Consider the following 25,673-nt stretch of genomic DNA (forward strand, 5'->3'; position numbering starts at 1 on the left):
CGACATCGCCCGGCATCGAAGGACGACGCCGGCGCCGCTGCCGCGGGCGTCCGTCCGCATCCTGCCCATGAGCCGGATGCGGCCGCAGCGGATCAGCGCCAGGCGGTCGAAGCGGGTTCTTTCCTCGCCTGGTCACCAGGGCCGTCGACCAGCCGGAGCGGTACGGTGGTGATCGCCATGCCGGTGGCCGGCTCGGGATCGCGCGGTGCCAGCCACAGCGCCAGGCAGACGGCGACCAGGCCCAGCAGGAGCAGTGGGCCCAGCGCCAGCAGCAGTTGCCGACCGCGGTAGGGGGCCACGTGGGTCGTCCGGTGCTACGGACCGGTCCTGCTTCAGTGGGCCTTGTGACCCTGCGCCCCATCCGCGCCATGTCCGCCGGCGGGCATGTCGCGTGCGGCCCGAACCTCGATCTGGACGGCAACCGTCCCGGCCCTCTCGAAACGAACCTGCAGCGGAAAGGAAGCGCCCTTCGCCAGGGGCCGGCGCAGGTCCATCAGCATGATGTGCAGCTCGCCGGGCCGCAGCACGACTTCTCCGCCGGCCGGCACCTCGATGCCGTCGACCGGGTGCATCGTCGCGACGCCCTGCGCGTCGACGGTGCTGGCGTGGAGCTCGGCCGCCCCGGCCACGTCGCCCTCGACCGCCACTAGCCGGTCGGACTGGCCGCCGTGATTGACGATGGTGAGGTAGGCGGCACCGTTCTTCTGCATCGGGGCCGATGCACGAGCCCAGGCGTCCCGGATCTCGAGATCGCCCAGACGGTAGCTCTCGGCCCGAACCGGTGCCGTCACCAAGAGAGCCAGCAAAAGTCCGCCAAGCCAGGGCTTTCGTATCATCAGCTTCTTCCTTCGTGCCGTTTTGGCGCAGGCTCGCCCGTCATGGGCCCGGGTGGCCAGAAGCCACCTTATCGGCCGCAGCCCAGGTCGGCAGGTGGGCAGGCCGCCGCAGCCTGCCACCTTTCTAACCATTTTTGGTTGTGAAACCTCTGATGAACATCAACCCTGCGGCATCAAGAAGCAGCCCGGCGGCGATGCACCTCAATGGCAGTAGTTGGCCGCTCCCATCATGTGAGCACCCCATGGCCCGTGGCCGACGCCGTCGATCACCTTGAGCAGGCGACGCGCGCGCGTGTCGATCACGGCGACGGCATCGGCATCGCTGAGCGCAACGTAGAGCTTCGTGCCGTCGGGCGTGGTGACACCGGTCTCGGGCGTGCCCGGCAGGGCGATCTCGCCGGCGCGGTCGTTCCGCTCGAGGTCGAGGATGACGGCCTTGCGCTCGCCACGGCTGAGCACGAAGGCGGTCGTCTCGAACCAGCCGGTGTTGACGCCGGTCATCTCGGCAGCACCCGCGACCCGCGCCACCTCGGCGAGCGTCGCCGTGTCGACGATCGAGACCGTGGCGTCACCGTTGTTGGGGACGATCATGCGCCGGCCGTCGCCGGTGGCGTAGGCACGCCAGGGAGTCGAGCCGAGCGTGAGGCGCTTCACGACGTCCTGCGTCTCGAGATCGATCACCGCGAGCCCGTCGCCGCTGCCGTAGGCGGCAAAGCCGAGACGGCCGTCCGGGGTCGGGGTCACGTTGACCACGCCCTGGAAGTCGACGTCTGCGGTGGTGCTCGCGACCTGCCGCGGCTCGGCGAGCCCGATCTCGTTCACGATCCGAGCGGTCGCGACGTCGACCACGCTCACCGTGTCGGCCCCGAGGTTCGCGACGTAGAGCAGCTTGCCGTTCGCGGCGAAGGTCAGGTTGTGCGGGGCGTGGAAGCCTTCGATCCGCGCCGTCTCCAGCCGGCGCTCGAGATCGACCAGCGAGACCGAGCCCGCCTCGATGTTGGCGACGGCGAGCAGCCGGCCCGAGGGATCGAGCTCCATGTGCTCGGGCACGTGCCCGAGCGCGATGGTCGTCGCCTGTCCGGGGCGGTCGAGGTCGACGACGCTGATCGTGTCCGAGCCCGAATTTGTAGCGACGAGCAGGTTGAGCACCTTCGAGACCGCGACCTGGTGCGGCGTCGTGCCGACCGCCACCTTCGTCACCACTTCATCGGTCCGGGTGTCGATCAGCGCCACATCGGCCGAATCCTTGTTCGGCACGAACACGAGATGGTCGAGATCGGCCGCGGCGGCTCCGCCGCCGCCGACCACGGCGGACGCTAGGGCCGAGCATGCGGCCAGCGCCAGAGCGAGACGACGCTGCATCTTGGATTTCCCCCTGATACGGGACACCCCGTCCCATCGGTTAGCTGTGGGCGACGGCAGGTCTCCTGGCTCGCGGGTCGTCGTCTTGGCCGGCCTTCCCGGGTCGAGCCGACCCAGTGGCATCGGGGATTGGCCTCGACTTCCCGCCTACAGTTGCGGGGGCAGCTCCGGCTTCGCCATCGGCCCGGCTCGTAGGGCCTCGTGGTTGGACCGGATTCCCTTTTCATCCTCGGCACGAGGAACCGTCGGCCGGCAACGTCCGCGATGTGGGAGATCACGTCAAGCCGCCCCGAACATCGCGAACGGCGACGCCCTCGTCGACCGAGGCTCGGCGCTTCAGGCCGCCGCCGCGAACCGGCTCCGTGCCAGCGTCAGCACGTTGGCCGCGACCTGCTCGGCCTGGGCTCGGATCTCCGGCACGGCGGTGATCTCGAACAGAGCACCGCGCGTGACCGGGCCTACGCCGAACAACTGCCGCGAAGGCTCGCCGCGGGCATCGATCATCGCACCGTAGGTCGTGCAGTCGAGGCCCAGCGCCAGAGCCGCCGGCCGCACCAGCCCGTCGGCCAGGAGCTGCTGGACCAGGGGATCGTCGATTCTGGTGTAGTCGCCCGCGAGCCCCGTGCAGTCGATCACCCGCTGGGCCAGAAGCTGCTGCTCGCCGACCTCGCCACGCGGCCGCCAGCGCACGCGCAGGACATCGCCCGCCGGAGCGATCGAGGTGATCCTGCCGGCATGGACCTCGAGCATGGCGGCCGCGCGCAGCATGGCGAGCGTGGCCGCCACGGGCGGAGCCATGCGGTGCCGGTGCACGTCCCAATAGGGGCGAACGTGGCGCAGGAAGCGCGCCTGATCGGCAGTCGTCATCTCGGCCCAGAGCGTCTGCACGTGCGGCCGGAGCGCATCGACCACGGCCCGCCAGCCCACGCTCTGCCCGGCCGCCCGACGCACCTCGCGGCGGACCGCTCGGAACAGGGTCAGGAGCGAACGGCGATCGTCGGCGCAGAGCCGGAGATCGGGCCATGGGCTCGACGGCGCGTGCGCCTGCGGCAGCAGCCCGCGCCGCGAGATGGCGTGGATCGGGCCGGCGAAGCCTTTGTCGACGAGGGTGAGGCAGACATCGGCCATGGTGAGGGCCGTGCCCAGCAGGACCACGGGTAGGCCCGGCTCGAGCGGGGCGGTCGCCGCCTCGCTCCAGGGATCGGCGACGTAGCCCGGCAGGGCCGGACGGACGGGCGCGTAGTTGCCGGTCGCGAGCACCGCCGCATCGATCGGGTAGCAGCGTCCGCTCGCGGTCTCGAGCTGCAGGCGGCTGCCGGCCGGGCGCAGCGCCGTCGCCTGATCGGCCACGAGATAGAGATTGTCGGCGCCGTCCTGACGCGCGATCGCCTCGCGCAGGAGGTCTTGGATGTAGCGCCCGTAGATGGAGCGCCGCACGAACGTGCCGGCGATGGTCCGCTCGCCGGCGTCGGCGTGCCCGGCCGGCTCGAGCCGGTCGAGCCAATGGGCGAAATGGCCGGGCTCGTCGGCGAAGGCGCTCATGTTCTCCGCCCGGACATTGACGAGATGGCGCTGGTGGCCGGTGCTGTAGGCGAGGCCGGGCCCGACCCGGCCCGAGCGCTCGACGAGGTAGACCCGCTCGCCGGGCTTGCAGCGCCAGAGCAGGTGGATGGCGGTCATGACGCCACTGAAGCCTGCCCCGATCACCGCGATGCGGCATCCGTCAGGGTGCATCCCTTGCCTCCTCGATCGTTGTGGTCGCGGGCGTCGCAGCGCCCGGTCAGGCGGCTTCGGTGAAGACCTTGGCCGCGCGGGCGCGCACCAGCACCTCCTGACCGACGCGCAGGTCGAGCTCGCGCTGCCGGGCGCGCGGTATCTCGGCCTCGACGGGGTCGGCGAGCCCCGGCACCGCGAGCTCGACCCGCACGATCGGGCCCAAGAGGCTCAGATGCAGCACGCGGGCGCGCGTCCCCTCCTCGCCGGGGGCACGGACCGCGATCTCGATGTCCTCGGGCCGCACATAGGCCAGCCCGCGCCCGATCTGCTCGACCGGTGCCGTCTCCTCGAGCCCGAACTCCTGGTGCCAGACCCGCGCGCGCCCGCGCGCCACCGTGCACGGCAGCCGGTTCACGTGGCCCAGGAACTCGTAGACGAACGGCGTCGCCGGCCGGTCGTAGATCTCTTCGGGTGTCCCCACCTGCTCGATCCGGCCCTGGCTCATCACCACCACCCGGTCGGCGAGCTCCAGGGCCTCCTCCTGGTCGTGGGTCACGAACACCGAGGTCAGCCCCATCTCGTCGTGCAGCCGCCGCAGCCAACGCCGCAGGTCCTTCCTGACCTTGGCATCCAGCGCACCGAACGGCTCGTCGAGCAGGAGCACGCGCGGCTCGATCGCGAGCGCCCTGGCGAGCGCCACGCGCTGGCGCTGCCCGCCCGAGAGCTGCGACGGGTAACGCTTCGCCATGCCCTCGAGCTGGACCAGATCGAGCAGGCGGTCGACCCGTGCCCGGATCTCGGCCTCGGCCGGGCGGAGCCGGCGCGGCTTGACCCGCAGGCCGAACGCCACGTTCTCGAACACGGTCATGTGGCGGAACAGGGCATAATGCTGGAAGACGAAGCCGACGTTCCTCGCACCCACGTGCCGGGTGCTGGCATCGATCCCGTCCATCAGGATGGCACCTGTGTCCGGAAACTCGAGCCCGGCGATGATGCGCAAGAGCGTCGTCTTGCCCGAGCCGGAAGGACCCAGCAACGCCACGAGCTCGCCCTCGCGGATCTCGAGCGAGACCCCGTCCAGGGCCGTGAAGCCGTCGAAGCGCTTCACCAGATTCTCGACCTCGATGCTCATGGGAACGGTCTCCAGGGGAAGCTCAGTGGCGGCGGGCGGCGGCGATCTCCGCACCGTAGCGCCATTCCAGGGCGGACTTCAGGACGAGCGTCACCAGTGCCAGGAGTGCTAAGAGCGAGGCCACGGCGAACGCACCGACGAAATCGTACTCGTTGTAGAGGATCTCGACGTGCAGCGGCATGGTGTTGGTCAGGCCGCGGATGTGGCCCGAGACCACCGAGACCGCGCCGAACTCGCCCATGGCGCGGGCGTTGCACAAGAGCACGCCGTAGAGCAGGCCCCACTTCACGTTGGGCAGGGTCACCCGCCAGAAGGTCTGCCAGCCGGAGGCGCCCAAGGAGAGCGCCGCCTCCTCGTCCTCCGTGCCCTGCTCGGTCATGAGCGGGATCAGCTCGCGGGCGACGAACGGGAAGGTCACGAAGATGGTCGCGAGCACGATGCCGGGGACGGCGAAGGCGATCGCGATGCCGTGCGCCTCGAGCCAGGGGCCGAGCCAGCCTTGCGCCCCGAACAGGAGCATGTAGATCAGGCCCGAGATCACCGGGCTCACCGAGAAGGGCAGGTCGATCAGCGTGATCAGGAGACTCTTGCCCCTGAACTCGAACTTGGCGATCGCCCAGGCGGCGCATAAGCCGAAGACGAGATTCGCGGGCACCGCGATCGCGGCGACGAGAAGCGTGAGCCGGATCGCCGCCAGGGCATCGGGCTCGACCACCGCGGCGAGATAGGCGCCGACACCCTGGCGCAGCGCCTCCACGAACACGGATGCGAGCGGCAGGACCAGGAACAGGCCGAGCCACACGATCACGACGGCGATCAGGAGGAGCCGGGCCGGACGGGCCTCGCTCGTCGGCCGGCGCCAGGAGACGGTGAGCGCTGTAGCCATGTCGGTTCTCGCTTCAGGCCGCCATGCGCCGGCGCGACCAGGCCTGCAGCAGGTTGATGACGAGGAGCATCGCGAAGCTGACCGCGAGCATGATGCTGCCGATGGCGTTGGCACCCGCGTAGTCGAACTCCTCGAGCCGGATGACGATGAGGAGGGGTGCTATCTCGGAGACGTAAGGCAGGTTGCCGGCGATGAAGATCACCGAGCCGTACTCGCCGACGGCGCGCGCGAAGGCCAGCGCCACGCCGGTCAGCATGGCGGGACCGAGTGCCGGCAGGACGACGCGCAGGAGGGTCTGCAGGCGGGTAGCACCCAGCGTCGCGGCCGCCTCCTCGACGTCGAGCTCGAGGTCCTGGATCACGGGCTGCACCGTCCGCACGACGAAGGGCAGGCCGACAAAAACCAGCGCTACGATGACACCCAAGGGCGTGAACGCGACCTTGATCCCGAGCGGGTCGAGATACTGCCCGATCCAGCCATTGGGGGCGTAGAGCGAGGTGAGCGCGATACCGGCCACAGCCGTGGGCAGGGCGAAGGGCAGGTCCACGATCGCGTCCAGGACGCGCTTCAGCGGGAAGTCGTAGCGCACCAGCACCCAGGCCACGAGCGTGCCCATGACGAGGTTGATGCCGGCCGCCAGGATCGCAGCGCCGAAGCTGAGGCGCAGGGCCGCGAGTGTCCTGGGATCGCTCGCGATCCGCCAGAAATCGACCCAGCCGAGGGCGGCCGTCTTCAGGATCATGCCGGCGAGCGGAACCAGCACGATCAGGCCGAGATAGGTGAGCGTCAGGCCGAGCGCCATGCCGAAGCCCGGGACGACGCTGGGCTCGCGAAAGCGGCCTGCCGGGATGGCTGCCATGGTCACTGGCTCGACCGGTAGATCTGGTCGAACACGCCGCCGTCGGCGAAGTGCTCGGCCTGCACCTTGGTCCAGCCGCCGAAACGCTCGATGCCGAACAGATCGAGCTTCGGGAAGCGGGCCAGATCCTCGGGCTCTGCGTATTGCGGCTCGCTCGGCCGGTAGAAGTGCCGGGCGGCGAGCTTCTGGCCTTCCGGCGCGTAGAGATAGCGTACATAGGCCTCGGCGACCTTGCGCGTCCCCTTGGCCTCGACGTTGCCGTCGATGACGGCCACCGGCGGCTCGGCCCGGATGCTCTCGCTCGGCACCACGATCTCGAACCGGTCGGCGCCGAACTCCTCGAGCACCAAAAAGGCCTCGTTCTCCCAGGAGAGCAGTACGTCGCCCAGGCCCCGCTGGGCGAAGGTCGTGGTCGAGCCGCGCGCACCCGTGTCGAGCACCGGGACGTTGCGATAGAGGCTCGCGAGGTACTGTCTCGCCTTGGCCTCGCCGCCGTTCTGGTCGAGTGCCCAGCCATAGGCGGCGAGGTAGTTCCAGCGCGCCCCGCCCGAAGTCTTGGGGTTGGGGGTGATCACCTTGACGTCGGGCCGCACGAGGTCGGCCCAGTCGTGGATGCCCTTGGGATTGCCCTTCCTGACGACGAACACGATGGTCGAGCTGTAGGGGACGCTCCGGTGCGGCAGCCGGTCCTGCCAGTCCTTGGGCAGCTTCTGGGTTCTCTCGGCGATGGCGTCGATGTCGGCCGCGAGCGCCAGCGTCACCACGTCGGCCGCGAGCCCGTCGATCACGGCCCGCGCCTGCTTGCCCGAGCCGCCGTGCGACATGCGCACGGTGACGCTCTCCCCGCTCTCCTTCTGCCAGTAGGCAGCGAACGCCTTGTTGAACTCCTGGTAGAACTCGCGCGTCGGGTCGTACGAGACGTTGAGCAGCGTCGTCGCCGCCGCTGCCGGCAGGGCGCGGAGCAGAGCCGCCATAGCGGTGGCGGCGAGGATCGCGCGCCGATGGAACCGGATCATCCTCTCTCCCTCCTCGGATCGATCAACATTGATATTTTCTATCTATTTACTAGACAATTCGCCCTGACGGCAGCCTCAGGCCACCGTCGCCAGCAGGTCCTCGTCGACCCGGCCGCCGCGCACATCGGCGAGCGTGGTCTTGTCGAGGATGTCCGCCATGGCGTCGCGCACGCGCCGCATCACCTTGCGGATGGTGCAGGTGCGCTCGTCGGCGCAGTCGGCACAGCGGCGATAGCCGGTGACGCTGGCGCAGGGCAGAGGCGCCAGCGGTCCGTCCATCGCCCGGATGACCTGCCCGAAGGTGATGGTGTCGGCCGGACGGGCGAGGCAGTAGCCGCCGCCGCGCCCGCGCTGGCTGAAGACGAAGCCGTGCCGCTTCAGCTCGAGCAGAATCAGCTCGAGGAACTTCTTGGGCACGTTCTGGCGTTCGGCGATCTCCTGCACCAACACCAGCTCCTCGGGTGCGGCCTCCGCGAGCATCATCAGCGCGCGGAGCGCGTACTTGGCTTTCTGCGACAGCATCCTAAATCTCTATATCTTCGATAGACATTAAAGAGCATCTCTTCCCTGTCAAGCCGCATCTGGCCCGAAGCGGCCGGGATGCGTAGAAGGAGGAGCAGGCCCTGTCCGGGAAGGCCAGGATCGATGAGTGGTTCCGCCCCCCTCCCCCGTCCCCTCGCCGCGGTCGTGGCCGCGGCCACGCTGGCCGCGCCATCGCCGGTCCGGGCCGCCGACATGCTGCTGCTGCAGCAAACACTCCAGCCCGACCAGCCGGGCACGGCCTTCCTCCAGATCGACCGCGACCGCCTCGTGCTGGCACGCGCCAGGAAGGAGAAGGGTTTCGAGCACACGCTCGAACTGACCCTCATGGGCGAGCCGCCGCTTGTCGTCACGGTGCGCTGCATCGATCAGGCGGCGACGCGCCAGCTACTCGACGCGCTCCGCCCGGGCACCCTGCCACAGCTCGACGTCACGGCACGCTGCCGGCTGTGACCCGCCGGCCTTGGTGCCCGTTCGAGAAGATCCGGGCGGGTCCGCCCGAGAGGCGGTGCCCGAAGCCGCGGTCGACAGTGTCCGGCTCTTTCCGCATGCCCCTGGCGCCGGGGTGTGGCTGCAGCACGGCCGTTCGGTGGTGGCGCTCCTCGTCGCCCCGGCTCTTCGCCAGGCTTCGGCGAACCTCGCCCGCGAGGACTGCTTCGATCACCTGCTCGTGGAGAGGGTGGGGATCTCGGGGCCGCTGGCGGCCGCGGCACCTCGTCCGGGCCGGCGGACGGCCCTCACCTTCCCGCTGCTTCCGCCGCCGCAGAAGAACCGATCGCCGCCGTCGGACTCGAGCCCCGACACGCCTGCTCCAGGCGGCATCTCGAGCCTTTCCAGGACCTCGCCCGTTCGCGGATCGACCCGCCTCAGCTCGCTCGCGTCACCTTCCCAGGTGCCGTGCCAGAGATCGCCGTCGATCCAGGTAACCCCGGTGACGAAGCGGTTGGACTCGATGGTGCGGAGAATCGCCCCTGTTCGGGGATCGACCTGATGGATCTTCCGGTCCCGATACTGCCCCACCCAGAGCGTCCCTTCGGCCCACGCGAGCCCCGAGGCACCGCCGGGTGCCGGAATCGTGGCGAACACACGGCCGGTCTTTGGATCGATCTTCTGGATGCGATCCTCGGCGATCTGGAACAGGTACCGGCCGTCGAAGGCCGTTCCGGCACGGGCGGCGACAGCGATCGAGCGCAGCGTCTTCCCGCTCACCGGATCGAAGGCGTTCAGCCTGTCTCCGGCCGCAAACCAGACGTGCCGGCCGTCGTACGTGACCCCGTGCACGGCGTCGACGCCCGGGAAGGGTCCATACTCGCGGATGATCTCGGCCACGGATCCGGTCATGCCTTCATCCTAGCCGCTCGGCAGCGGCGCAGGGAGCAACAAGACCGTCGTGAATCCCGCCACGGGCAGGGTCGTCCAACGACGGGCTCGCCCACGGCCGAACGACTGCACCTTGCCTGCCGCCGCCAGCGAGTCGAGCGCCCGCTGCACGGTGCGCTGGCTGGTGCCGAGTGCTAGCGCCAGGGCCGAGCTCGACCATGCTTCACCGTCGGCGAGAAAGGCGAGCACTGCCGCATGCTCCTCCTCGACGGGCCGCGCCAGTACGACGACCTCGCGCGCGCGGCGCGGCGCCAGCGCAAAGCCCCGCTTCGTCGCACTCACGTCGGCCAGCGTCCGCAGCATCGTGCGAAGCCGCCCGACCTCGACCCGCAACCGTGCCCTATGCGATTCATCGGCGAGCTTCGCTCGGAATGCCCGCGCCACGAGCGTGCCCCTCGGCACGTCTGCGGGCCACGCCTCGCCCAGCGCGCGTGCGAGGGCGAACAAAACCGGACGTCTTGCGAGCGAGACCGCCGTGCCTGCATCGCGCACGACATGACGGCACGCATCCACGACGAGCGCCCCCGACGTCAGCAGCGCCTCGACCTCTTCGAGCAGGAGAAGCCGCTCCTCGCCACGCGCGATCAGGCGCGCCGCAGGTGTGTTCAGGACGAGGGATGCGCTCTCGACCTCGGCCGTCAGCGCCGGGATGCCTGCGTGGCGCGCGGCGCGCTCGGCCCGAGCGAGCGCCGCGCGCGCCGTCTTCGCCCGCAAGTGTCGCATCGCGATCCCGGCAACGACCAGCTCGTGGGCGGCCCGCAACGCGGGCGGGAAGGGTCCAGGATCGAGCTCGGCGAGCCGACGCTCGGCCTCGTCGAGGCGCCCGATCAGAAGGAGGTGCCGGACCTCGAGATGCCGTGCATGGGTGGCGTTCACCCGGTCGTCATGCTCCTCGAGCGTCACCCGCGCTGCATCGAGCGCCTTTGCAGGCCAGCCCAGGTCGCGCGAGACGAGCGCGATCTCGGCCTCGGCGACGACGCACCTGGCACGGGCGACGGCCTCTTTCGGACCGAAGGCGCGTGCCGCACGTCGCACGAGAGCCTTTGCTCGAACGAGATCGCCGAGCCGCGCCATCGCGATGCCGCGAAGTGCCAGCGCCGGCGCGTCGTCGCGCAAGGCGACCAGATTCAGGGTGCCGAGGGGATCACCCGCCGCGAGCGCCTGCGCCGCGGCCGTGATCAGCGGGTCCATCCGAATCCCGCCACACTTGTCACTCCCGCCGTTCGATGCCCGATACCAATCTGTCTCACGACCGCCAACCAGCACGTCGTCGCGAGAATGGAGCGAACGACGAAGGACACCCAAGGGAGATGAAGAACGATGACGCGACACAGGACCGGAACACATGAAGAGTGGCTGGCGGCGCGGCTCGAGCTGCTCGAGGCGGAGAAGGAGCTGACGCGGCGCAGCGACGAGCTGGCGCGGCGGCGTCAGGAGCTGCCCTGGGTCCGAGTCGACAAGGAGTACCGATTCGAGACCGATGAAGGGAGCGCCTTGCTGGTGGACCTCTTCCGAGGGCGCTCGCAACTCCTCGTCTATCACTTCATGTTCGGGCCCGGCTACACGGCAGGGTGTCCGTCCTGCTCGGCGATCGCGGACGGGTTCGACGGCTTCGTCGTCCACCTGGCGAACCACGACGTCATGCTCTGGGCGGTGTCGCGGGCACCGCTCGCAAAGCTGCAGGCCTATAAGCGGCGGATGGGATGGACGTTCCCCTGGGCGTCCTCGCTCGGTAGCGACTTCAACTTCGACTGCAACGTCTCGTTGACCGAGGAGCAACAGCGTGCAGGCTTCGTCGAATACAACTACCGGCGCAGCGGCCATGCCATGGACGTGACGCTGGTGCCGGAGCCCGTCGCCCGGTTCGCGGCCGCATGCGGAACCGACGCGCCCACCTACGTGCGCGAGCGGCCGGGCATGAGCGCGTTCGTGCTCGAGGACGGCGTCGTCTATCACACCTATTCCACCTATGCGCGCGGGCTGGACGGCCTCTGGGGCATGTACCAGTGGCTCGACCGCGCGCCCAAAGGGCGCAACGAGACGAGCGTCTGGTGGCGCCGCCACGACGAGTACGATCGTGAGGAGTTGCCGGCGTCCACCATCGACTCGCGGTGAAGCGCCGCTCGAACGTCGTTCGAGACGCATCCCGATCATTCCGGACGGACATCCGGAGCCGGATGGGCTTCGGTTGCGAACGGGTTGTCAGAGCGCCTGCTCGAGCCGCTCGCAGATGGTCTCCAGCACCTTGACGCGCGCCCAGCGCTTGTCCTCGGCCTCCACCAGCGTCCAGGGCGCTTCGGGCGTGCTGGTGCGGTCGATCATGTCGCCGATGGCGAGCTGGTAGCGGTCCCACTTCTCGCGGTTGCGCCAGTCCTCGGGCGTGATCTTGTAGTGCTTGTACGCGATCTCCTCGCGCGCCTCGAAGCGGCGAAGCTGCTCCTCTTTGGTGATGGCGAGCCAGAACTTGGCCACGACGATGCCGCCTCGGGTCAACTCCTCCTCGAAGTCGTTGATCTCGCCATAGGCCCGAAGCCACTCGGCCTCGCTCGCGAACCCCTCCACCCGCTCGACCAGCACCCGGCCGTACCAGGAGCGGTCGAACAGCGCCATGTGCCCCCGGCGCGGCACGTGCCGCCAGAACCGCCAGAGATAGGGCCGCGCCTTCTCCTCATCGGTGGGCGCCGCGATCGGGTGCACGCGGTAGCGGCGCGGATCGAGGGCGAAGGCGACCCGACGGATGGCGCCGCCCTTGCCGGCGGCATCGTGACCCTCGAACGCCGCGACCAGCGCCCGGTCCTGGAACCGCTTGCCCTGCGAGAGCGCCAGCAGCCGTGCCTGGGCCTCTTCGAGCGCCTTCTTGTAGGCATTGCTCGGCAGCTTCCTGGAGAGATCGAGCGTGTCCAGCACCGTCCTCCGGTCGATGTTGGGGATGGTGGCCGGGAACGGTGCCGTGGCGAGCACCGTGGGCTGCTCCAGGCGCTGCCGCAGCGCCTCCAGGATCGTGCGGCCGAAGGTGAGGTCGCGATATTCGGGATCGTCCGAGGGCAGCACGATCCAGGGCGCATGGTCCGTGCTCGTCCGCCGGACCAGGTCCTCGACGATCGGCCGGATCCGCTTGCGGCTTTTGACGTCGGCCCACTCCTCGAGCGCCCGGCTCTTCACGCCGGTCCGCCTCTCGAAGGCCCCGAGCCGCCGCTTCTGCTCCTCGGGCGAGACCACGAGCAGAAACTTGAGGAGGAGAATGCCCTCGCTCGTCAGCATCTCCTCGAACCGGTTGATGGCGGCGAGCTCCCGCTCGAATCGACTCCTGCCGTTGTCGCCCCTGAGCCGGCTCTTCAGCGGGTCCGTGTACCACGAGCCGAACACGATCGAGATTCGCCCTTTCGGCGGAAGGTCGCGCCAGTAGCGCCACATGCGCGGCCGGCTGCTTTCGGTGTCGTCCGGATCGCCGTAGGCATCGACCTGCACGTGCCGTGGGTCGAGCCATTCGAGGAGGCGGTGGATCACGTCGCCCTTGCCGGCCCCGTCCATGCCGGTGATCACGATCACCGCGGCAAAGCTCTGCTTCTCGACCAGCTCGAGCTGCGCCTCGAGCAGGCCGGTCCGCAAGGCGGGCTCCTCGCGCTCGTACGCCTCCTTGTCGAACTTATGCTCGATCAGCGCCGATTCGAACATGCGCGCGGCCCTCCCCTGCAGGCGCCGTTTCCGGCCTTACCATGCGTTCGTCGCCGACGGCAAATCTGGTCCTGCGGCACGCTCCGGCGTAGGTTCTTTCCAACACGGCACGCGCCCAGCAACAGGTTCTCGCCCATGAGTCGTGCATTCGTCAGGGAGGATGATCAGGCCGGCGTCACGGCGCTGCCCGACCGGCCGATCAGCCCGCACCCCAACCTCGTTACCCGGCGCGGGCTCGCGCTGATCGAGCGCAACGTGGCGGCTTTCCGTCAGCAGCTCGCGGCCGCGACGGCGGCGGAAGACCAGGAGGCCATGGCGCGTGCGGCACGCGAGCTGCGCTATTGGGCGGCGCGGCACGCGACCGCCGAGCTGACCGAGCCGCCCGCCGATACCGAGACCGTGGTGTTCGGCACGGCCGTCACCGGCGTGCTGCCCGACGGCACGCAGGTGACCTATCGGATCGTCGGCGAGGACGAGGCCGATCCGAGCGAAGGCCGGATCGCCTGGACGGCGCCGGTGGCGCGGCTTCTGCTCGGCAGCAGCGTCGGCGACGTGCGGCGAATTCCTGCGGGCGAGCTCGAGATCGTGGCGATCGACCCGACGCCCGAGCCTCCGCCCTGAGCGGCCGGCCGCCTCAGCGCCGGCGGTGCTGCGGCAGCGGGACCACGCGGGCCGAGCGCCCGCGGCCCCGGTCGGCCGGAACCGGAACCTCGTCGGTGTCGCGCGCGGCGACGAGGCCTTCCGCGACCGGCATGTAGCGCCGCACGCGGCTGCGGCTCAGCGCCGGCAGTGGCGTACCGACATAGATCTGCTTCTCGGCCTCGATCAGCACCACACCGGCGAGCTGGCGCGCGAAGCCCAAGCCCAGCCGCTCGGCCGGTATGGCGAGGCGTAAGAAAAGCCGCGACCGCGTGGGCGGCAGGAACAGCGCCGTGCGCTCCGCGCAGGCCGAGAACAGGTGGCTGTTCAGCGTGCGCTGGAGCTGTGCCGCGCTGTAGGGCTGGCCATAGCCGAACGGGGTGCGGTCGCTCAGGCACCACAAGCCCCGGCGGTTGGGCACGATCGCGATCAGCCGGCCGCCGTCGGCCAGCACCCGCCAGATCTCGCGGATCAGCCGGGGCACGTTCGTGCAGCATTCGAGCGCATGCACGAGCAGCACGCGATCCACCGACCCGTCGGCCAGCGGCAGCTCCTCCTCGCGGACGAGTGCCGTGCGGCAGGCGCTGTCCTGGGGCCAGCGGACGGCGCCTTGCTGGGCGGGCATGAGTGCTATGGTCCGGGCGGCGCCGTCGAGCCCGGCGAGGAACGGCGCCGCGTAGCCGAAGCCCATCACGTTGCGGCCGCGCAGATCGGGCCACAGCGCCTTGATCTGATGCAGGATCAGGCGCCGCGCCAATTGCCCCTGGCGGCTCTGGTAGAAGCTCTGCAGATCGTCGACGTCCGGCCGCATCTTCCGGCAGGCCCTTCTTTTCCGGCACTCTCCCATATGGGCGCCGCGCGCCCCATCTGAACCCTGACCGAAGCAAGGAGGCAAGGGATGGCACGGCTCGAGATCGAACTCATACCCGCATTGAGCGACAATTACATCTATCTGCTGCACGAGCCACAACAGGGTATGACGGCCGTGGTCGATCCGGCCGAGGCCGGGCCGGTGCTGGAAGCGCTGCGCCGCCGCGGCAGCCGGCTCGATCTGGCGCTGATCACGCATCACCATGCCGACCATATCGGTGGGCTGCTGGAGCTGAAGGCACGGACCGGCTGCCGGGCGGTGGGCCCGCGTGCCGACGCCCACCGCATTCCCGGCCTCGACCAGCTCGTGGACGAGGGCGACCGCGTCGTCCTGGGTGCGCTCACCGCGGCGGTGATCGCGACACCGGGCCACACCAGCGGCCATATCAGCTACTGGTTCCCCGAGGCCGAGGCGCTGTTCTGCGCCGACACCCTGTTCGCGCTGGGCTGCGGCCGCCTGTTCGAGGGCGATGCGCCGACCATGTGGCGCTCGCTGCAGAAGCTGGCAGCGCTCCCCGATGCGACCCGCGTCTATTGCGGGCACGAGTACACGCTGAGCAACGCCCGCTTCGCGCTCACGATCGATCCCGACAATCCGCGCCTGCGCGAGCGTGCGGCCGAGGTCGAAGCCGTGCGTGCGCGAGGCGAGCCCACCATCCCTTCGACGATCGGCCTCGAGAAGGCGACGAACCCGTTCCTGCGTGCGGCCGACCCCGCCATCCGCCGGCGTCTCGGCCTGGAGCAGGCGCCGGATTTCGAGGTGTTCGGCGAGATCCGGCGGCGCAAGGATCGGGCCTGAAGGGCTCGGCCCTATTCCACGATGAGCGGCACGGGCTCGGCCCTGGTCAGCGGCCGCCCGGCAGCGGCCCAGCCATCCGTGCCCTCGGGATACCAGTAGACGCGGCGCCAGCCCCAGGCCGCCGCGCGCTTGGCGGCGTTCCAGGACATCCAGCAATCGAGGTAGCAGTAGAAGACGACCGCCCGCTCCCGATCGCCGCCGGTCGCCTGCTCGAGGTTCTGCCGGAAATAGCGCTCCATGGTGGCGTCGAGGCTGCCGTAGCCGATGTTGGGCAGCCACAGGCTGCCGGGCAGGTCGCGCCGTTCCTGGGCAACGAGCCACTCGCCCGAGAAGTCGGTCTCGCCGGTGCGCAGCGCCGGCGTCGTGTCGATCAGGACGGGGCGCTCCCGCTCCAGGAGCGCTGCGATGCCCGCCGTGTCGAGCGTGACCGCACCCGGCACCCGGTCGGGCGTGGGCGCCCGGTAGTGGTCGAGCCGGTAGCCGTCGGGGATCTCGACCGCGGCGACGGGCGCCACCCCCCGCGCCACCGCTGCGAGCAGCAGGGCCGCGGCGAGACGGCACCTCATGCCGCGCGTGCGGTGGTGAGCTGCTGGTAGGCCTGGCCCAGGCTGCCGCCGCCGGCGGCGCGGACGACCTCGTCGATGCTGCCCGCGGCGCGCACGCGGCCCTGATGCAGGAGCACGACGCGATCGCCCGGCCAGATCTCGTCGATGAGATGGGTCGCCCACAACACGGCGAGCCCCTCCTCGCGGCACAGGCGGTGCACGTGGTCGACGAGCTCGCGGCGGCTGTCGATGTCGAGCCCCACCGTGGGCTCGTCGAGCACGAGAAGGCGCGGCCGGTGCAGGAGGGCCCGCGCGATCTCGACCCGCCGCCGCATGCCGCCGCTCAGCGTCCTGACCTTGCTCGCGGCCCGGTCGGCAAGGTTGAACCGGGCGAGCAGCTCGGCCATACGCTCGCGCGCGACCGCGCGCGGGATGCCGTAGAGGGCGGCGGCGTAGCGCAGGTTCTGCTCGATCGAGAGGTCCACATCGAGCGTGGGCCGCTGGAACACGACCCCCATGGCGGCCAGGGCCTTGCGCGGCTCGGCCTCGAGCGCGTGGCCGCAGACGCGGATCCTGCCCTGCTCGGCCGCGAACAGGCTCGTGATCAGCGCCATGAGCGTGGTCTTGCCAGCGCCGTTGGGACCCAGGAGCGCCGTGAAGCCGCCGGACGGCACGGAGAAGGTGACGTTCTCCAGTGCCTTGACCTTGCGCGTGTAGCCGAAGCTCACCCCGCTCACCTCGAGCGCCTGCTCGCGCATGTCCCGGTCGTCTCCGTCTCGGTTCGTCGCCGCCTACTTGACGACGAAGGTGCCCTTCATGCCGCGATCGGCAAGGCCCTCGATCTCCCAGGCGAAGGTACCGGTGCGGATGGGGACGAAATAGAGCTCCATGGTCCCCGCATCGTCGAACTCGAGATGGCGGACGACGGTGGTGTGGACCTCGAGGTGGTTGATGACGATCTGGTTGATCCAGATATTGTCGAACAGCTCGGGGGCTAAGAACGCCATCTCCTTGGCCCCGCTCGAGGTGATCGGCAAACGATAGGCCTTGCCGGTCTCGAGCTCGTAGCGGGTCTGCGAGACGGCGAAGTCGTTGTCCGGGGCACCCAGCTTGAGCTCGGGGAGCTTCGTGGCCTTGGTGGCGAGATCGCCCGCAGCCCGGGCATCTTCGACCACGGCGAGCGCAAGGCCCACAGCCGCAGCAAGAGCAGCAAACGCCGTTCGTGTCACTTCATCCTCCCTGGATGCATGGTGCGATGTTGCTTCGGCGTTCCTGGTTCCGAAGAAGGGCGCCAGCCATGGATAAAGCCTTATGGCTGCCATCGACAATAGGTTATGGCTCGCCGTCCGCTCGCCGCTCAGGGAGCGATCACCACGCCCCAGGGAAAGCGTCCGACCGGGATCGACTTCAGCACTTTCTGCGCCGCCACATCGATCACGGAGACGTCGTTGCTGACCCCGTTGGTCGTGAACAGCAGCTTCTCGTCGGGGGTCAGGTCGAGGTGCCAGACTCGCCGGCCGACCAGAAGATAGCTCTTGACCTCGAAGGTCTGGGTATCGATCACCGCGACGCGGTTCGCGGGCCCGAGCGCCACGAAGGCGGTCTTGCCGTCGCTCGTGAGCCGGATACCCACGGGCTGGACCAGGTCCTGCGGCACGCCCGGGATCTTGAAGCCGATCTTCTTCACGACCTCCTTGGTCGCGACGTCGATCACCGCCACCGTGCCGCCGATCTCGCTCGACGCCCACAAGAAACGATCGTCCTTGGTGAAGCGGGCGTAGCGCGGGCGCTGGTCGACGAGCGTGTTGCCGACGAGGCTCTGGGTCGCGACGTCGATCCAGTGGACCATGTTGGTGGTCTCGGAGGTGGTGACGGCGAGCCGGCCGTCGTGACTGATCGCCATGCCCTCGGGCTCGACGCCGACGTCGATCTGCGCCACCACCTTGCGCGTCTCCGTGTCCACCACGGTCGTGATCGCGTCGTTCTCGTTGGCGATGTAGAGCAGCCGGTCGTCGGGGTGGAGGTCGAAGAACTCGGGGTCGGCACCGGACGGCAGGTCGTGCACCACCTTGCGGGTCGCAACGTCCAGTACCTGCACGGTGTCGTCGTCGGACGCGCAGATGTAGAGCCGCTTCTTGTCCCGGCTGAGCACGATACCGCGCGGCCGCTGCCCCACCGGCACGGTTTCGGTTACCTGGAGCGTGGCGACGTCGATCACGCTCAGCGTGTTGTCCTTCTCGTTCGAGACCCAGGCCGTCATGGCGCCGGCGGGCGATGCGGCCACGAGGCATGCGGCGAGGCCGAGGATCGAGCGGCGAAACGGCAAGGCCAAGGCGAGGCTCCCTGCGAAGATCGGGATATCCGGCAATCGGGATATCCGGCAGATGCCCGCCGGTCGGCGCCTGCCCGTATCCAGACAGGGCACGTAGCGGGCATTCCGATCCCGCGTCACGTCCGCCTTTGGTCGAAAGCCATGAATGCGGCGGTGCCACCGGACGGGCGACCAAAGTGCAATCAACCGAGCCGGGCCTCCTCGGCTATCAAGGGGCAAGGGAGACCCGCATCCGTCTGGAACACTGCCGATGAACCCGCGCTTGAAGCTTGCGACGGCGCTCGCCGCCCTTCTGGGCGTCGCAGCGCCCGCCGGGAACGCTTTCGCCCACGGCGACGTGGCGCCGCAGCCCGTGGACATCAGCGGCCTGCCGCCGCTCGGCGACGAGCTGCGCAGCGAGAACCCCTACCGCAATACCTCGGCCTACGAGCGCGCCAAGGAGATCGGTGCCAAGGCCTTCAACCAGAACTGCGCCCGCTGCCACGGCCTCGGCGCCGTCTCGGGCGGCATCGCCCCCGACCTGCGCTACCTCGTGCCCGGCGACGACGACGAGTACTTCCTCGGCCGGGTCATGAGCGGGTCGGTGCGCAACGGCGTCACCTACATGCCCCCCTTCGGCGAGATCTTCAGCCAGGAAGCGATCTGGGCGATCCGCTCCTGGCTCGACTCCGTGCACGTCGAATGACGGCTCGGCGTCGTCTGCTCGCGGGATTGTGCGGGCTCGGTGCCTTCGGCCTCGCCCGGCCGATCCTTGCCCGCACCTATGCCGATACCGTCAACACGGTCGGCGAGAACCTGGACGAGCTGCGAGCCAAGGGTCGGATCCGCATCGCGTTCTACCGCGACTTCGCGCCGTTCTCCTATGAGGACGCCGACGGGCACTGGGCCGGGATCGACGTCGAGATCGCGGGCCTGATCGCGAAGAGCCTCGGGCTGGGGCTGGATCTCATGCCGATCCAGGCCGGCGAGACGGTCGACGACGATCTCCGGAACGCGGTCTGGCGCGGCACCCCGATCGACAAGAGCTGGGCCAACCTGCTCCTGCACGTGCCGGTCAGCCGCGAGCTCGAGGTGCGCAACGAGCTGGTCGCGATCTTCGGCGCCTACCATGTCGAGAAGCTGGCTCTCGCCCTCGACCCCGCCCGGATCGAGGGCGGCGCGTTCTCGCTCGACCTCCTCTCGGGCCACACGATCGGCGTCGAGCTGGACACGCTGGGAGACTTCTATCTCAGCATGACCGCGGGCGGCCGCTTCCGCGAGGCGACGCGGCGTTTCCACGGCACCGGCGAAGCCGTGGCGGCGCTCGTGGCGGGCGAGGTCGCGGCCGTGATCGCGCCTGCGGGCCAGATCGAAGGACTGCTCGGGCCGGAGCGCGGGCGGTTCGAGCTTCTGACCGACGTGTTTCCGGGACTCGCCGTGACCTCCTGGTCGGTCGGCTGCGCGGTACGCGAGAACGCGCGCGACCTCGGTTACGCCGTGGGCGACATCGTCGCGGCGGCGGTCAAGAACGGCACGATGGCGGGCATTTTCGGCCGCCACGGCGTCACCTATCGTGCGCCCGTGGTGATGGAATGAGGCTGGGATCGAGACGGACCGATGCGGCGCATGATGGAAGTGCTGGCGCTCTTGGTCGCGATCGCGCCCCTGGCCGTGGCGGAGGAGGCCGACCCTCTGGCCTCGGGCCTGTGGGATCGGGCGCGCGCCGAGCTGTTCGGGAACGCCCCCGTCGTCTTCGACGAGCGGGTGGTGCTGCTGGCGCCGGCCGTGGCCGAGGACAACCTGAACGTGCCCGTGGTGGCGGACGCTCGGGCGCTCGGCGAGGTCGAGGTGATGGTCCTCTTCGCCGACGCCAATCCGATCCTGCGCATCGCCACGCTCGAGCTTTCGCGCGCCGAGCCCTTCATCGGCTTGTCGCTCAAGATGGAGCAGGGCGGGCCGGTGCGGGCGGCGGCGCGCACCCCGGACGGCGTCTGGCACGTGGGCGGCGTCAATGTCGCCGCTGCGGGCGGCGGCTGCACGGCACCCGCCAGCGTCCATGCCGCCGCCGACTGGGCACAGCATCTGGGCGAGCTCTGGGGCCGCGCCTGGCTGGAGCCCGACGGGGCCCAGCGCGTGCGGCTGCGCGCCTATCACCCGATGGACACAGGGCTCGCCTTCGGCCACCCGGCCTTCTTCATCGACCAACTCGACGTCACGGATGACGCGGGCGCCCTTCTCGCACGGCTCCGGCCCGGCGAACCGGTGAGCCAGCATCCGGTGATAACCCTGCGCTTACGGCCCGAGGCGGGAACGCGCTCGGTCCGGGTCCGGGGCCGCGACAGCGACAGCAACCTGCTCGAAGGCTCGCTGCCGCTCGCCTGGCGGACCGGCGCGCCGGACGGCGACCGAAGGACGGGTTCCAAGGAATGATTCTCGACCGCCGCTCGCTCGTGCGCGGGCTCATGGGCTCGACCGCGGCCGCCGCCACCCTGCCTCTGGCGAGACGCTCGGCGCTCGCCGCGATCGAGCTCCGCTACGGGCTCGAGCCGCGGCAGGCAGCGCCCGGCATCTGGCTGTTCGAGGGCCGGACCGAATATTTCTCGGTCAGGAACGGCGGCAACATCGTCAACACCTGTTTCGTCGACACGGGCGAGGGGCTCGTCGTGTTCGACACCGGCCCCTGCCGGATCTACGGCGAGGAGATGCGCGCCGCGATCCGGCGTGCGAGTCCGATGCCGGTGCGGCAGGTCGTCCTCAGCCATGCCCATCCCGACCACTATCTCGGCAACCAGGCCTTCACGGACGTGCCCATCATGGCCGGTCCGGCGACGCGCGCCATGCTCCAGGAGTTGGCCGGCCCCTTCGCCGACAACATGTACCGGCTGATCGACGTCTGGATGCGTGGCACCGAGACCGTGCCGCCCACCGAGGATCTCGCCGCCGGGCTTCTGCCCTTCGGCAGACGGCGGCTCGAGGTTCTGCTGCTCGCCGGCCACACCCGGCAGGATGCCGCCCTCTTCGACCACGACACCGGCACGCTGATCGCGGGCGATCTCGTGTTCTGGAACCGGGCACCCACCACGCCCAGCGCCGACATTCCGAGCTGGCTGCGCTCGCTCGACCGGCTCGAGGCCATGGCGCCGAAGCGGGTGGTGCCGGGCCACGGCGGCGTCAGCGAGGGCGTGGTGGCGATCCGGCAGACCCGCCGTTACCTCGAATGGCTGGCAGCCACCCTCGGCGAGGCGGCCGAGAAGGGCCTCGCCATGGCCGAGGCCATGCGTCTGCCGATCCCGGCCGAGTTCCAGGACATCGCCGTGCTGCCCGGCGAGTATGTCCGCTCGGTGAGCCATCTCTACCCCGCGATCGAGCAGGCCACCCTGCCGCGGATCAACTGACACGGCGAGGCGGCGGGCGGCTGCGGGCCGGCCGAGCACCCGAGTCAACACTTTCGGGCTCAAACTTTGAATTTGCCCATCTTTTGGAATTCGTTCGCGCAATCTCGCTTGGCGAGGCCACAAGATTCCCGCGACGCGGCACACCAGGATTTATCAGGAATATTATCCCAGAAACTGTCCGGGCACAAGACATGCTCACCCCCGCCGCCGCAGCAGCACGTAGAGGGCGCCCTCGCCGCCGTGATGGAGCTGGGCCTGGGCAAAGGCGAGGACGCGGGGGCGGTTGGGGGGCTCGTCGAGCCAGCGCGGCGTCATCGAGCGGAGCGTACCGCCGTGGCGCACGCCGCGGCCAGTGATCACGAGCACGCAGCGGTTGCCGCGGGCCTGGCAGGCGGCGAGGAAGGCCACGAGCCGCTCGTAGGCCTCGGCCTGGGTGAGACCGTGCAGGTCGATGCGGGCGTCGATCGGGTAAAGGCCGCGCCGGAGCTTCATCCAGCTGCGCCGGTCGAGGTCGACCGGGCCGGCCGGATCGAGGCGGCGGGAATAGAACCGTGGCCGGGGCGGGCTCGGCGGTGGTGCCGGCGGTGTCGGCTTCGGCGGAGCGGCGGTCGCGGGCGGTGGCGTCGGCTCGGCCGGAGCCGGTGGCGGGGCGACAGCCGTGGCAGCATCCGCCCGCAGCGGCGTCGCGTCCCGCACGACGTGATGCCACAAGGCCAGCTCCTCGGGCGTGATCTGCCGTGCTCTTCTGTTCACGCCGGCATTCCTGTCTCAGCCCGGCAGCTGCTCGACGATCAGCACGAGGAGCCGTTTCGGCCCGTGGGCACCGAGCTCGAGCTTCTGGGCGATGTCGGCCGTGCGCGAGGGGCCGGTGACGAGGTTGACCGAGCGCGGCACGCCCCCGGGCAGCGCTCGCACCCGCATCCAGGCCTGCTCGTAAGAGCCCTCGATCCAGTCCGCCGGCAGGACGACGATGCTGGTCTCGGGCAGGAAAGCCAAGAGCGTCGGCCGGTCCGCGGCCGAGGCGAGGACGAGGGTTCCGGTCTCGGCGACACCGGCCACCGCGAGCGTGACGCCGACGGCATCGTCAGGCTCCGCCCCGCCGCGGCGGACGCGCAGAAGGGGCTGGCTTTCCCAGCGGGCCTGCCCCAGGAGCGGCTCCGGTGCCAGGGCAATCTTCTGCGGCAGGTCGTGCCGGCGCAGACAGGCGCTCACCGCGGCCGGCACGTCCTCGAGCCGGTCCAGCCGCTCGACCTCGGCCATGACGGCGGCGGCGAGCTCGGCGAAGAGCCGGATGCGCCCCTCGCGGTCCAACTGGCCGCGGGCGGGAATCAGGTTGGGTGCTGCCGCCGCGAGCCTGGCCGCGACCGCGGCGCGCGCGGCGGCTTCGGCCTCGGCCGGGCGGCGCAGGCCGTGGCGGACGCGGGCGAGGATGGCATCGCGCGCGCTCATCGATGGCCACCTCGGGCACGCCACTGGCTCATGAAGGTGCGGCCCTGTGGCGCCGGGAGGTCGCGGGTCGCGGTCCAGCCCTCGGCGAGCGGCAGCTTCGCGAGCCGGCCTCCCCGCGCCAACTTCGCGAGGAGCCGCGCCGCGATGCCGGTGACGAGGCGGTAGAGCACCGGACGCCGGGCGAGGAAGCCCCAGAGCTTCAGCCCGTGCCGGGCCGTGGGCGGAACGAGCCTGCGCCGGAACTGCTCCTCGCGCCAGAAGCGCATCAGCCCCGGCAAGGGGATCCGTACGGGGCAGACCTCCTCGCAGCGGCCGCAGAAGGTGGAGGCGTTGGGAAGCGGCCAGGCCCGCTCGATGCCGACGAGCTGCGGTGTCAGCACCGAGCCCATCGGCCCCGGATAGACCCAGCCGTAAGCATGGCCGCCGGCGGCGAGATAGACCGGGCAGTGGTTCATGCAGGCACCGCAGCGGATGCAGCGCAGCATCGCGCGCAGCTCGCTGCCCAGCATCTGTGTGCGGCCGTTGTCGAGCAGGACGACGTGGAACGCTTCCGGCCCGTCGCGATCGCCCGGACGCTTGGGGCCGGTGAGCACGGTGGTGTAGGCCGAGAACTCCTGGCCGGTGGCGGAGCGGGCGAGGAGTCGGAGCAGGGTGAAGGCGTCGGCCATGGTCGGCACGAGCTTCTCGAGGCTCGCGATGACGATGTGCGTGCGCGGCAGCCCCTGGGTGAGCTCGGCATTGCCTTCGTTGGTCACGGTGACGACGGAGCCGGTCTCGGCGACGAGGAAGTTGGCGCCGGTGATGCCGACATCGGCCGCGAGATAGCGCTCGCGCAGGATCCGCCGCGCCTCGGCGACGAGATCGGCCGCCGTCTCGCGCCGCTCGCCGCCGTGATGGCGGGCGAACAGGTCGGCGACCGCATCCTTGGTCATGTGGATGGCAGGCCCGACGATATGGCTCGGCGGCTGGCCCGCGATCTGGAGAATATATTCGCCGAGATCGGTCTCGACCGGGACGATCCCGTGCGCCTCGAGGAAGGGGTTGAGGCCGATCTCCTCGCTGATCATGCTCTTGCTCTTCGTGACCGTGCGGGCACCCGCCGCACGGCACAACTCAAGCACGAGGACCCTTGCCTCGGCGGCGTCGCGGGCCCAGTGGACGGTCCCGCCGCATGCCGTCACGTTGGCCTCGAACGCTTCGAGATAGAGGTCGAGACAGGCCAGCGTGTGGTCCTTGATGTCCCGGCCGAGGTCGCGCAGAGCCTCGAACTCGGGCAGGCGCTCGGCCGCGCGCTGCCGCCCCGCCACCCAGCCGGTCCTGATACCGGCGAGTGCCGTCTGCAATACCGGATCGTCGAGGGCGGCGCTGGCCCGGTCGGCGAAAGCGAGCGGTGTCGCTTCCATGGCTCAGGCCTCGCCGATGGCGGGCGTGGTCACGGCACCCGCCAGCACCTCGGCGACGTGGCGTGCCTTCACGCTCGAGCCCGTGCGCTTGAGCCGGCCGGCGATGTTGAGGAGGCAGCCCATGTCGCCCGCGAGCACGAGTTCCGCACCCGTGGCGGCGATGGCGGCGGCCTTGTCGGACACCATCCGGGTCGAGATCGCGGGGTACTTGACGCAGAACGTGCCGCCGAAGCCGCAGCAGACCTCACCATCCGCCATCTCGACGAGCTTCAGGCCCTCGACGGTCGCGAGCAGCCGGCGCGGCTCGCGCTTGATCCCGAGCTCGCGCAGGCCCGAGCAGCCGTCGTGATAGGTCGCGACCGCATCGAGCCGGACGGCGACGCGCTCCATCCCCATGACGTTCACGAGGAAGCTCACGAGCTCGTAGGAGCGCGACGCCAGATCTTCCGCCCGGCGCCTCAGCTCGGGCTCGCCGTCGAACAGCTCCGGCAGGTGCCGGCGCAGCATGCCCGCGCACGAGCCGGAAGGGGCGACGACATAATCGTAGCCCGCGAAGGCCTCGATCAGACGGCGCGCGAGAGCCTCGCTCGTCGCCCGATCGCCCGAGTTGAACGCGGGCTGACCGCAGCAGGTCTGCGCCGCCGGCACCTCGACCGTGCAGCCCGCGGCCTCGAGGAGATCCACCGCCGCGAAGCCCACGGCGGGCCGGAACAGGTCGACGAGGCAGGTGACGAAGAGGGCGACGCGCGGATGGTCGGGCATCGGCGGTTTCTGGTCCGCAGCAGAGGGCGTTCCCGCACTGTTAGCCGACCGCGGCGGGAACCGGCAACCGTCGGGCGAGCCTCGGCGGCGCCGCTTGG

29 protein-coding genes and 1 riboswitch are annotated in these 25,673 nt (G+C 70.0%); of the genes, 8 read left to right on the top strand and 21 right to left on the bottom strand.

Features of this window, described 5'->3' with window-relative positions; all coding sequences use genetic code 11:
* Positions 1-92: 92 nt before the first annotated feature.
* From U1T56_RS15170 to U1T56_RS15210, 9 genes are all read right to left on the bottom strand, one after another.
* Positions 93-299, bottom strand: a complete 207-nt coding sequence (locus U1T56_RS15170) for a hypothetical protein (protein WP_418160329.1) — start codon at positions 297-299, stop codon at positions 93-95.
* Positions 300-332: 33 nt separating this feature from the next.
* Complete coding sequence (locus U1T56_RS15175; RefSeq protein ID WP_418160330.1) at positions 333-836, bottom strand: copper chaperone PCu(A)C; 504 nt, start codon at positions 834-836, stop codon at positions 333-335.
* Positions 837-1,037: 201 nt separating this feature from the next.
* Entirely contained in the window at positions 1,038-2,198 is a 1,161-nt protein-coding gene (locus U1T56_RS15180; RefSeq protein ID WP_418160331.1) for a YncE family protein, read from the bottom strand.
* A 38-nt stretch (positions 2,199-2,236) separates the two neighbouring features.
* Positions 2,237-2,460, bottom strand: a riboswitch (cobalamin riboswitch).
* Between the two features lie 74 nt (positions 2,461-2,534).
* A complete protein-coding gene (locus U1T56_RS15185) occupies positions 2,535-3,932 on the bottom strand; it encodes an FAD/NAD(P)-binding protein (protein WP_418160332.1) in 1,398 nt (465 codons plus the stop codon).
* Positions 3,933-3,978: 46 nt separating this feature from the next.
* A complete protein-coding gene (locus U1T56_RS15190; RefSeq protein ID WP_418160333.1) occupies positions 3,979-5,046 on the bottom strand; it encodes a sulfate/molybdate ABC transporter ATP-binding protein in 1,068 nt (355 codons plus the stop codon).
* A 22-nt stretch (positions 5,047-5,068) separates the two neighbouring features.
* Positions 5,069-5,932: a sulfate ABC transporter permease subunit CysW gene (cysW, locus tag U1T56_RS15195; RefSeq protein WP_418160334.1), complete on the bottom strand. Its 864-nt coding sequence runs from the start codon at positions 5,930-5,932 to the stop codon at positions 5,069-5,071.
* A gap of 13 nt (positions 5,933-5,945) precedes the next feature.
* Entirely contained in the window at positions 5,946-6,791 is an 846-nt protein-coding gene (gene cysT / locus U1T56_RS15200) for a sulfate ABC transporter permease subunit CysT (RefSeq protein ID WP_418160335.1), read from the bottom strand.
* Between the two features lie 2 nt (positions 6,792-6,793).
* Positions 6,794-7,807 carry a sulfate ABC transporter substrate-binding protein gene (locus tag U1T56_RS15205; protein WP_418160336.1) on the bottom strand — a complete coding sequence of 338 codons (1,014 nt, stop codon included), beginning with the start codon at positions 7,805-7,807 and terminating at the stop codon, positions 6,794-6,796.
* A 75-nt stretch (positions 7,808-7,882) separates the two neighbouring features.
* The gene (locus U1T56_RS15210; protein WP_418160337.1) at positions 7,883-8,329 is read right to left on the bottom strand and encodes an RrF2 family transcriptional regulator; all 447 of its coding nucleotides are present in this window, start codon (positions 8,327-8,329) and stop codon (positions 7,883-7,885) included.
* A 123-nt stretch (positions 8,330-8,452) separates the two neighbouring features.
* On the opposite strand from U1T56_RS15210, the gene U1T56_RS15215 reads away from it, so the two are divergent.
* Positions 8,453-8,800 (top strand): hypothetical protein, encoded by a 348-nt coding sequence (locus tag U1T56_RS15215; RefSeq protein WP_418160338.1) that lies wholly within the window; start codon positions 8,453-8,455, stop codon positions 8,798-8,800.
* A gap of 207 nt (positions 8,801-9,007) precedes the next feature.
* Here U1T56_RS15215 and U1T56_RS15220 read toward each other — a convergent pair whose 3' ends face one another.
* Together U1T56_RS15220 and U1T56_RS15225 are read right to left on the bottom strand one after the other, a co-directional pair.
* On the bottom strand, positions 9,008-9,688 hold the full coding sequence (locus tag U1T56_RS15220) for a Vgb family protein (protein ID WP_418160339.1): 681 nt from the start codon (positions 9,686-9,688) through the stop codon (positions 9,008-9,010).
* 9 nt (positions 9,689-9,697) lie between these two features.
* Positions 9,698-10,918, bottom strand: a complete 1,221-nt coding sequence (locus U1T56_RS15225; RefSeq protein WP_418160340.1) for a helix-turn-helix domain-containing protein — start codon at positions 10,916-10,918, stop codon at positions 9,698-9,700.
* Between the two features lie 129 nt (positions 10,919-11,047).
* On the opposite strand from U1T56_RS15225, the gene U1T56_RS15230 reads away from it, so the two are divergent.
* A complete protein-coding gene (locus U1T56_RS15230; RefSeq protein ID WP_418160341.1) occupies positions 11,048-11,842 on the top strand; it encodes a DUF899 domain-containing protein in 795 nt (264 codons plus the stop codon).
* An 87-nt stretch (positions 11,843-11,929) separates the two neighbouring features.
* On the opposite strand, the gene pap is transcribed toward U1T56_RS15230, so the two are convergent.
* Positions 11,930-13,402, bottom strand: coding sequence for a polyphosphate:AMP phosphotransferase (gene pap, locus U1T56_RS15235; RefSeq protein ID WP_418160342.1), 1,473 nt, complete (start codon positions 13,400-13,402; stop codon positions 11,930-11,932).
* Between the two features lie 135 nt (positions 13,403-13,537).
* Between pap and greA the strand changes: the two genes are divergently transcribed.
* On the top strand, positions 13,538-14,023 hold the full coding sequence (gene greA / locus U1T56_RS15240; RefSeq protein ID WP_418160343.1) for a transcription elongation factor GreA: 486 nt from the start codon (positions 13,538-13,540) through the stop codon (positions 14,021-14,023).
* A gap of 13 nt (positions 14,024-14,036) precedes the next feature.
* Here greA and U1T56_RS15245 read toward each other — a convergent pair whose 3' ends face one another.
* Positions 14,037-14,852 (bottom strand): class I SAM-dependent methyltransferase, encoded by an 816-nt coding sequence (locus U1T56_RS15245; protein ID WP_418160344.1) that lies wholly within the window; start codon positions 14,850-14,852, stop codon positions 14,037-14,039.
* 87 nt (positions 14,853-14,939) lie between these two features.
* On the opposite strand from U1T56_RS15245, the gene gloB reads away from it, so the two are divergent.
* A complete protein-coding gene (gloB, locus tag U1T56_RS15250; RefSeq protein ID WP_418160345.1) occupies positions 14,940-15,710 on the top strand; it encodes a hydroxyacylglutathione hydrolase in 771 nt (256 codons plus the stop codon).
* A gap of 11 nt (positions 15,711-15,721) precedes the next feature.
* Here gloB and U1T56_RS15255 read toward each other — a convergent pair whose 3' ends face one another.
* The 4 genes from U1T56_RS15255 to U1T56_RS15270 all read right to left on the bottom strand — a co-directional run bounded on the left by U1T56_RS15255 (position 15,722) and on the right by U1T56_RS15270 (position 18,587).
* Positions 15,722-16,276 (bottom strand): PQQ-dependent catabolism-associated CXXCW motif protein, encoded by a 555-nt coding sequence (locus tag U1T56_RS15255; protein ID WP_418160346.1) that lies wholly within the window; start codon positions 16,274-16,276, stop codon positions 15,722-15,724.
* Positions 16,273-17,013: an ABC transporter ATP-binding protein gene (locus U1T56_RS15260; RefSeq protein ID WP_418160347.1), complete on the bottom strand. Its 741-nt coding sequence runs from the start codon at positions 17,011-17,013 to the stop codon at positions 16,273-16,275. The genes U1T56_RS15255 and U1T56_RS15260 overlap by 4 nt, the downstream gene beginning before the upstream one ends.
* Before the next feature lie 33 nt (positions 17,014-17,046).
* Positions 17,047-17,484 (bottom strand): cupredoxin domain-containing protein, encoded by a 438-nt coding sequence (locus U1T56_RS15265; protein ID WP_418160348.1) that lies wholly within the window; start codon positions 17,482-17,484, stop codon positions 17,047-17,049.
* Positions 17,485-17,612: 128 nt separating this feature from the next.
* The gene (locus U1T56_RS15270; protein ID WP_418160349.1) at positions 17,613-18,587 is read right to left on the bottom strand and encodes a YVTN family beta-propeller repeat protein; all 975 of its coding nucleotides are present in this window, start codon (positions 18,585-18,587) and stop codon (positions 17,613-17,615) included.
* Between the two features lie 250 nt (positions 18,588-18,837).
* Here U1T56_RS15270 and pedF point away from each other — a divergent pair, with 250 nt between their 5' ends.
* Genes pedF through U1T56_RS15290 form a run of 4 tightly spaced genes read left to right on the top strand, consistent with a single transcriptional unit; the run spans position 18,838 to position 21,961 of the window.
* Positions 18,838-19,272, top strand: coding sequence for a cytochrome c-550 PedF (gene pedF, locus U1T56_RS15275; RefSeq protein WP_418160350.1), 435 nt, complete (start codon positions 18,838-18,840; stop codon positions 19,270-19,272).
* The gene (locus tag U1T56_RS15280) at positions 19,269-20,162 is read left to right on the top strand and encodes a substrate-binding periplasmic protein (RefSeq protein ID WP_418160351.1); all 894 of its coding nucleotides are present in this window, start codon (positions 19,269-19,271) and stop codon (positions 20,160-20,162) included. The genes pedF and U1T56_RS15280 overlap by 4 nt, the downstream gene beginning before the upstream one ends.
* A 30-nt stretch (positions 20,163-20,192) precedes the next feature.
* Entirely contained in the window at positions 20,193-20,996 is an 804-nt protein-coding gene (locus tag U1T56_RS15285) for a quinoprotein dehydrogenase-associated SoxYZ-like carrier (RefSeq protein WP_418160352.1), read from the top strand.
* Entirely contained in the window at positions 20,993-21,961 is a 969-nt protein-coding gene (locus tag U1T56_RS15290) for a quinoprotein relay system zinc metallohydrolase 1 (protein WP_418160353.1), read from the top strand. The genes U1T56_RS15285 and U1T56_RS15290 overlap by 4 nt, the downstream gene beginning before the upstream one ends.
* Positions 21,962-22,156: 195 nt before the next feature.
* On the opposite strand, the gene U1T56_RS15295 is transcribed toward U1T56_RS15290, so the two are convergent.
* Genes U1T56_RS15295 through U1T56_RS15310 form a run of 4 tightly spaced genes read right to left on the bottom strand, consistent with a single transcriptional unit; the run spans position 22,157 to position 25,575 of the window.
* Positions 22,157-22,714, bottom strand: a complete 558-nt coding sequence (locus tag U1T56_RS15295; RefSeq protein ID WP_418160354.1) for a Smr/MutS family protein — start codon at positions 22,712-22,714, stop codon at positions 22,157-22,159.
* A gap of 15 nt (positions 22,715-22,729) precedes the next feature.
* Positions 22,730-23,410, bottom strand: coding sequence for a LutC/YkgG family protein (locus U1T56_RS15300; protein ID WP_418160355.1), 681 nt, complete (start codon positions 23,408-23,410; stop codon positions 22,730-22,732).
* Complete coding sequence (locus U1T56_RS15305) at positions 23,407-24,813, bottom strand: LutB/LldF family L-lactate oxidation iron-sulfur protein (protein WP_418160356.1); 1,407 nt, start codon at positions 24,811-24,813, stop codon at positions 23,407-23,409. Before U1T56_RS15305 ends, U1T56_RS15300 begins: the two co-directional genes overlap by 4 nt.
* A 3-nt stretch (positions 24,814-24,816) precedes the next feature.
* On the bottom strand, positions 24,817-25,575 hold the full coding sequence (locus U1T56_RS15310) for a (Fe-S)-binding protein (RefSeq protein WP_418160357.1): 759 nt from the start codon (positions 25,573-25,575) through the stop codon (positions 24,817-24,819).
* Between the last annotated feature and the right edge of the window lie 98 nt (positions 25,576-25,673).

The sequence above is a fragment of the Benzoatithermus flavus genome (genome assembly GCF_037908215.1).
GTDB classification, from domain to species: domain Bacteria; phylum Pseudomonadota; class Alphaproteobacteria; order Geminicoccales; family Geminicoccaceae; genus Benzoatithermus; species Benzoatithermus flavus.

Excerpts from the sequence above, each read along its gene's own strand:
- U1T56_RS15175 (WP_418160330.1), bottom strand. The coding sequence starts at position 836 with ATGATACGAAAGCCCTGGCTTGGCGGACTTTTGCTGGCTCTCTTGGTG.
- U1T56_RS15180 (WP_418160331.1), bottom strand. The coding sequence starts at position 2,198 with ATGCAGCGTCGTCTCGCTCTGGCGCTGGCCGCATGCTCGGCCCTAGCG.
- U1T56_RS15185 (WP_418160332.1), bottom strand. The coding sequence starts at position 3,932 with ATGCACCCTGACGGATGCCGCATCGCGGTGATCGGGGCAGGCTTCAGT.
- U1T56_RS15190 (WP_418160333.1), bottom strand. The coding sequence starts at position 5,046 with ATGAGCATCGAGGTCGAGAATCTGGTGAAGCGCTTCGACGGCTTCACG.
- cysW (WP_418160334.1), bottom strand. The coding sequence starts at position 5,932 with ATGGCTACAGCGCTCACCGTCTCCTGGCGCCGGCCGACGAGCGAGGCC.
- cysT (WP_418160335.1), bottom strand. The coding sequence starts at position 6,791 with ATGGCAGCCATCCCGGCAGGCCGCTTTCGCGAGCCCAGCGTCGTCCCG.
- U1T56_RS15205 (WP_418160336.1), bottom strand. The coding sequence starts at position 7,807 with ATGATCCGGTTCCATCGGCGCGCGATCCTCGCCGCCACCGCTATGGCG.
- U1T56_RS15210 (WP_418160337.1), bottom strand. The coding sequence starts at position 8,329 with ATGCTGTCGCAGAAAGCCAAGTACGCGCTCCGCGCGCTGATGATGCTC.
- U1T56_RS15215 (WP_418160338.1), top strand. The coding sequence starts at position 8,453 with ATGAGTGGTTCCGCCCCCCTCCCCCGTCCCCTCGCCGCGGTCGTGGCC.
- U1T56_RS15220 (WP_418160339.1), bottom strand. The coding sequence starts at position 9,688 with ATGACCGGATCCGTGGCCGAGATCATCCGCGAGTATGGACCCTTCCCG.
- U1T56_RS15225 (WP_418160340.1), bottom strand. The coding sequence starts at position 10,918 with ATGGACCCGCTGATCACGGCCGCGGCGCAGGCGCTCGCGGCGGGTGAT.
- U1T56_RS15230 (WP_418160341.1), top strand. The coding sequence starts at position 11,048 with ATGACGCGACACAGGACCGGAACACATGAAGAGTGGCTGGCGGCGCGG.
- pap (WP_418160342.1), bottom strand. The coding sequence starts at position 13,402 with ATGTTCGAATCGGCGCTGATCGAGCATAAGTTCGACAAGGAGGCGTAC.
- greA (WP_418160343.1), top strand. The coding sequence starts at position 13,538 with ATGAGTCGTGCATTCGTCAGGGAGGATGATCAGGCCGGCGTCACGGCG.
- U1T56_RS15245 (WP_418160344.1), bottom strand. The coding sequence starts at position 14,852 with ATGCGGCCGGACGTCGACGATCTGCAGAGCTTCTACCAGAGCCGCCAG.
- gloB (WP_418160345.1), top strand. The coding sequence starts at position 14,940 with ATGGCACGGCTCGAGATCGAACTCATACCCGCATTGAGCGACAATTAC.
- U1T56_RS15255 (WP_418160346.1), bottom strand. The coding sequence starts at position 16,276 with ATGAGGTGCCGTCTCGCCGCGGCCCTGCTGCTCGCAGCGGTGGCGCGG.
- U1T56_RS15260 (WP_418160347.1), bottom strand. The coding sequence starts at position 17,013 with ATGCGCGAGCAGGCGCTCGAGGTGAGCGGGGTGAGCTTCGGCTACACG.
- pedF (WP_418160350.1), top strand. The coding sequence starts at position 18,838 with ATGAACCCGCGCTTGAAGCTTGCGACGGCGCTCGCCGCCCTTCTGGGC.
- U1T56_RS15280 (WP_418160351.1), top strand. The coding sequence starts at position 19,269 with ATGACGGCTCGGCGTCGTCTGCTCGCGGGATTGTGCGGGCTCGGTGCC.
- U1T56_RS15285 (WP_418160352.1), top strand. The coding sequence starts at position 20,193 with ATGATGGAAGTGCTGGCGCTCTTGGTCGCGATCGCGCCCCTGGCCGTG.
- U1T56_RS15290 (WP_418160353.1), top strand. The coding sequence starts at position 20,993 with ATGATTCTCGACCGCCGCTCGCTCGTGCGCGGGCTCATGGGCTCGACC.
- U1T56_RS15300 (WP_418160355.1), bottom strand. The coding sequence starts at position 23,410 with ATGAGCGCGCGCGATGCCATCCTCGCCCGCGTCCGCCACGGCCTGCGC.
- U1T56_RS15305 (WP_418160356.1), bottom strand. The coding sequence starts at position 24,813 with ATGGAAGCGACACCGCTCGCTTTCGCCGACCGGGCCAGCGCCGCCCTC.
- U1T56_RS15310 (WP_418160357.1), bottom strand. The coding sequence starts at position 25,575 with ATGCCCGACCATCCGCGCGTCGCCCTCTTCGTCACCTGCCTCGTCGAC.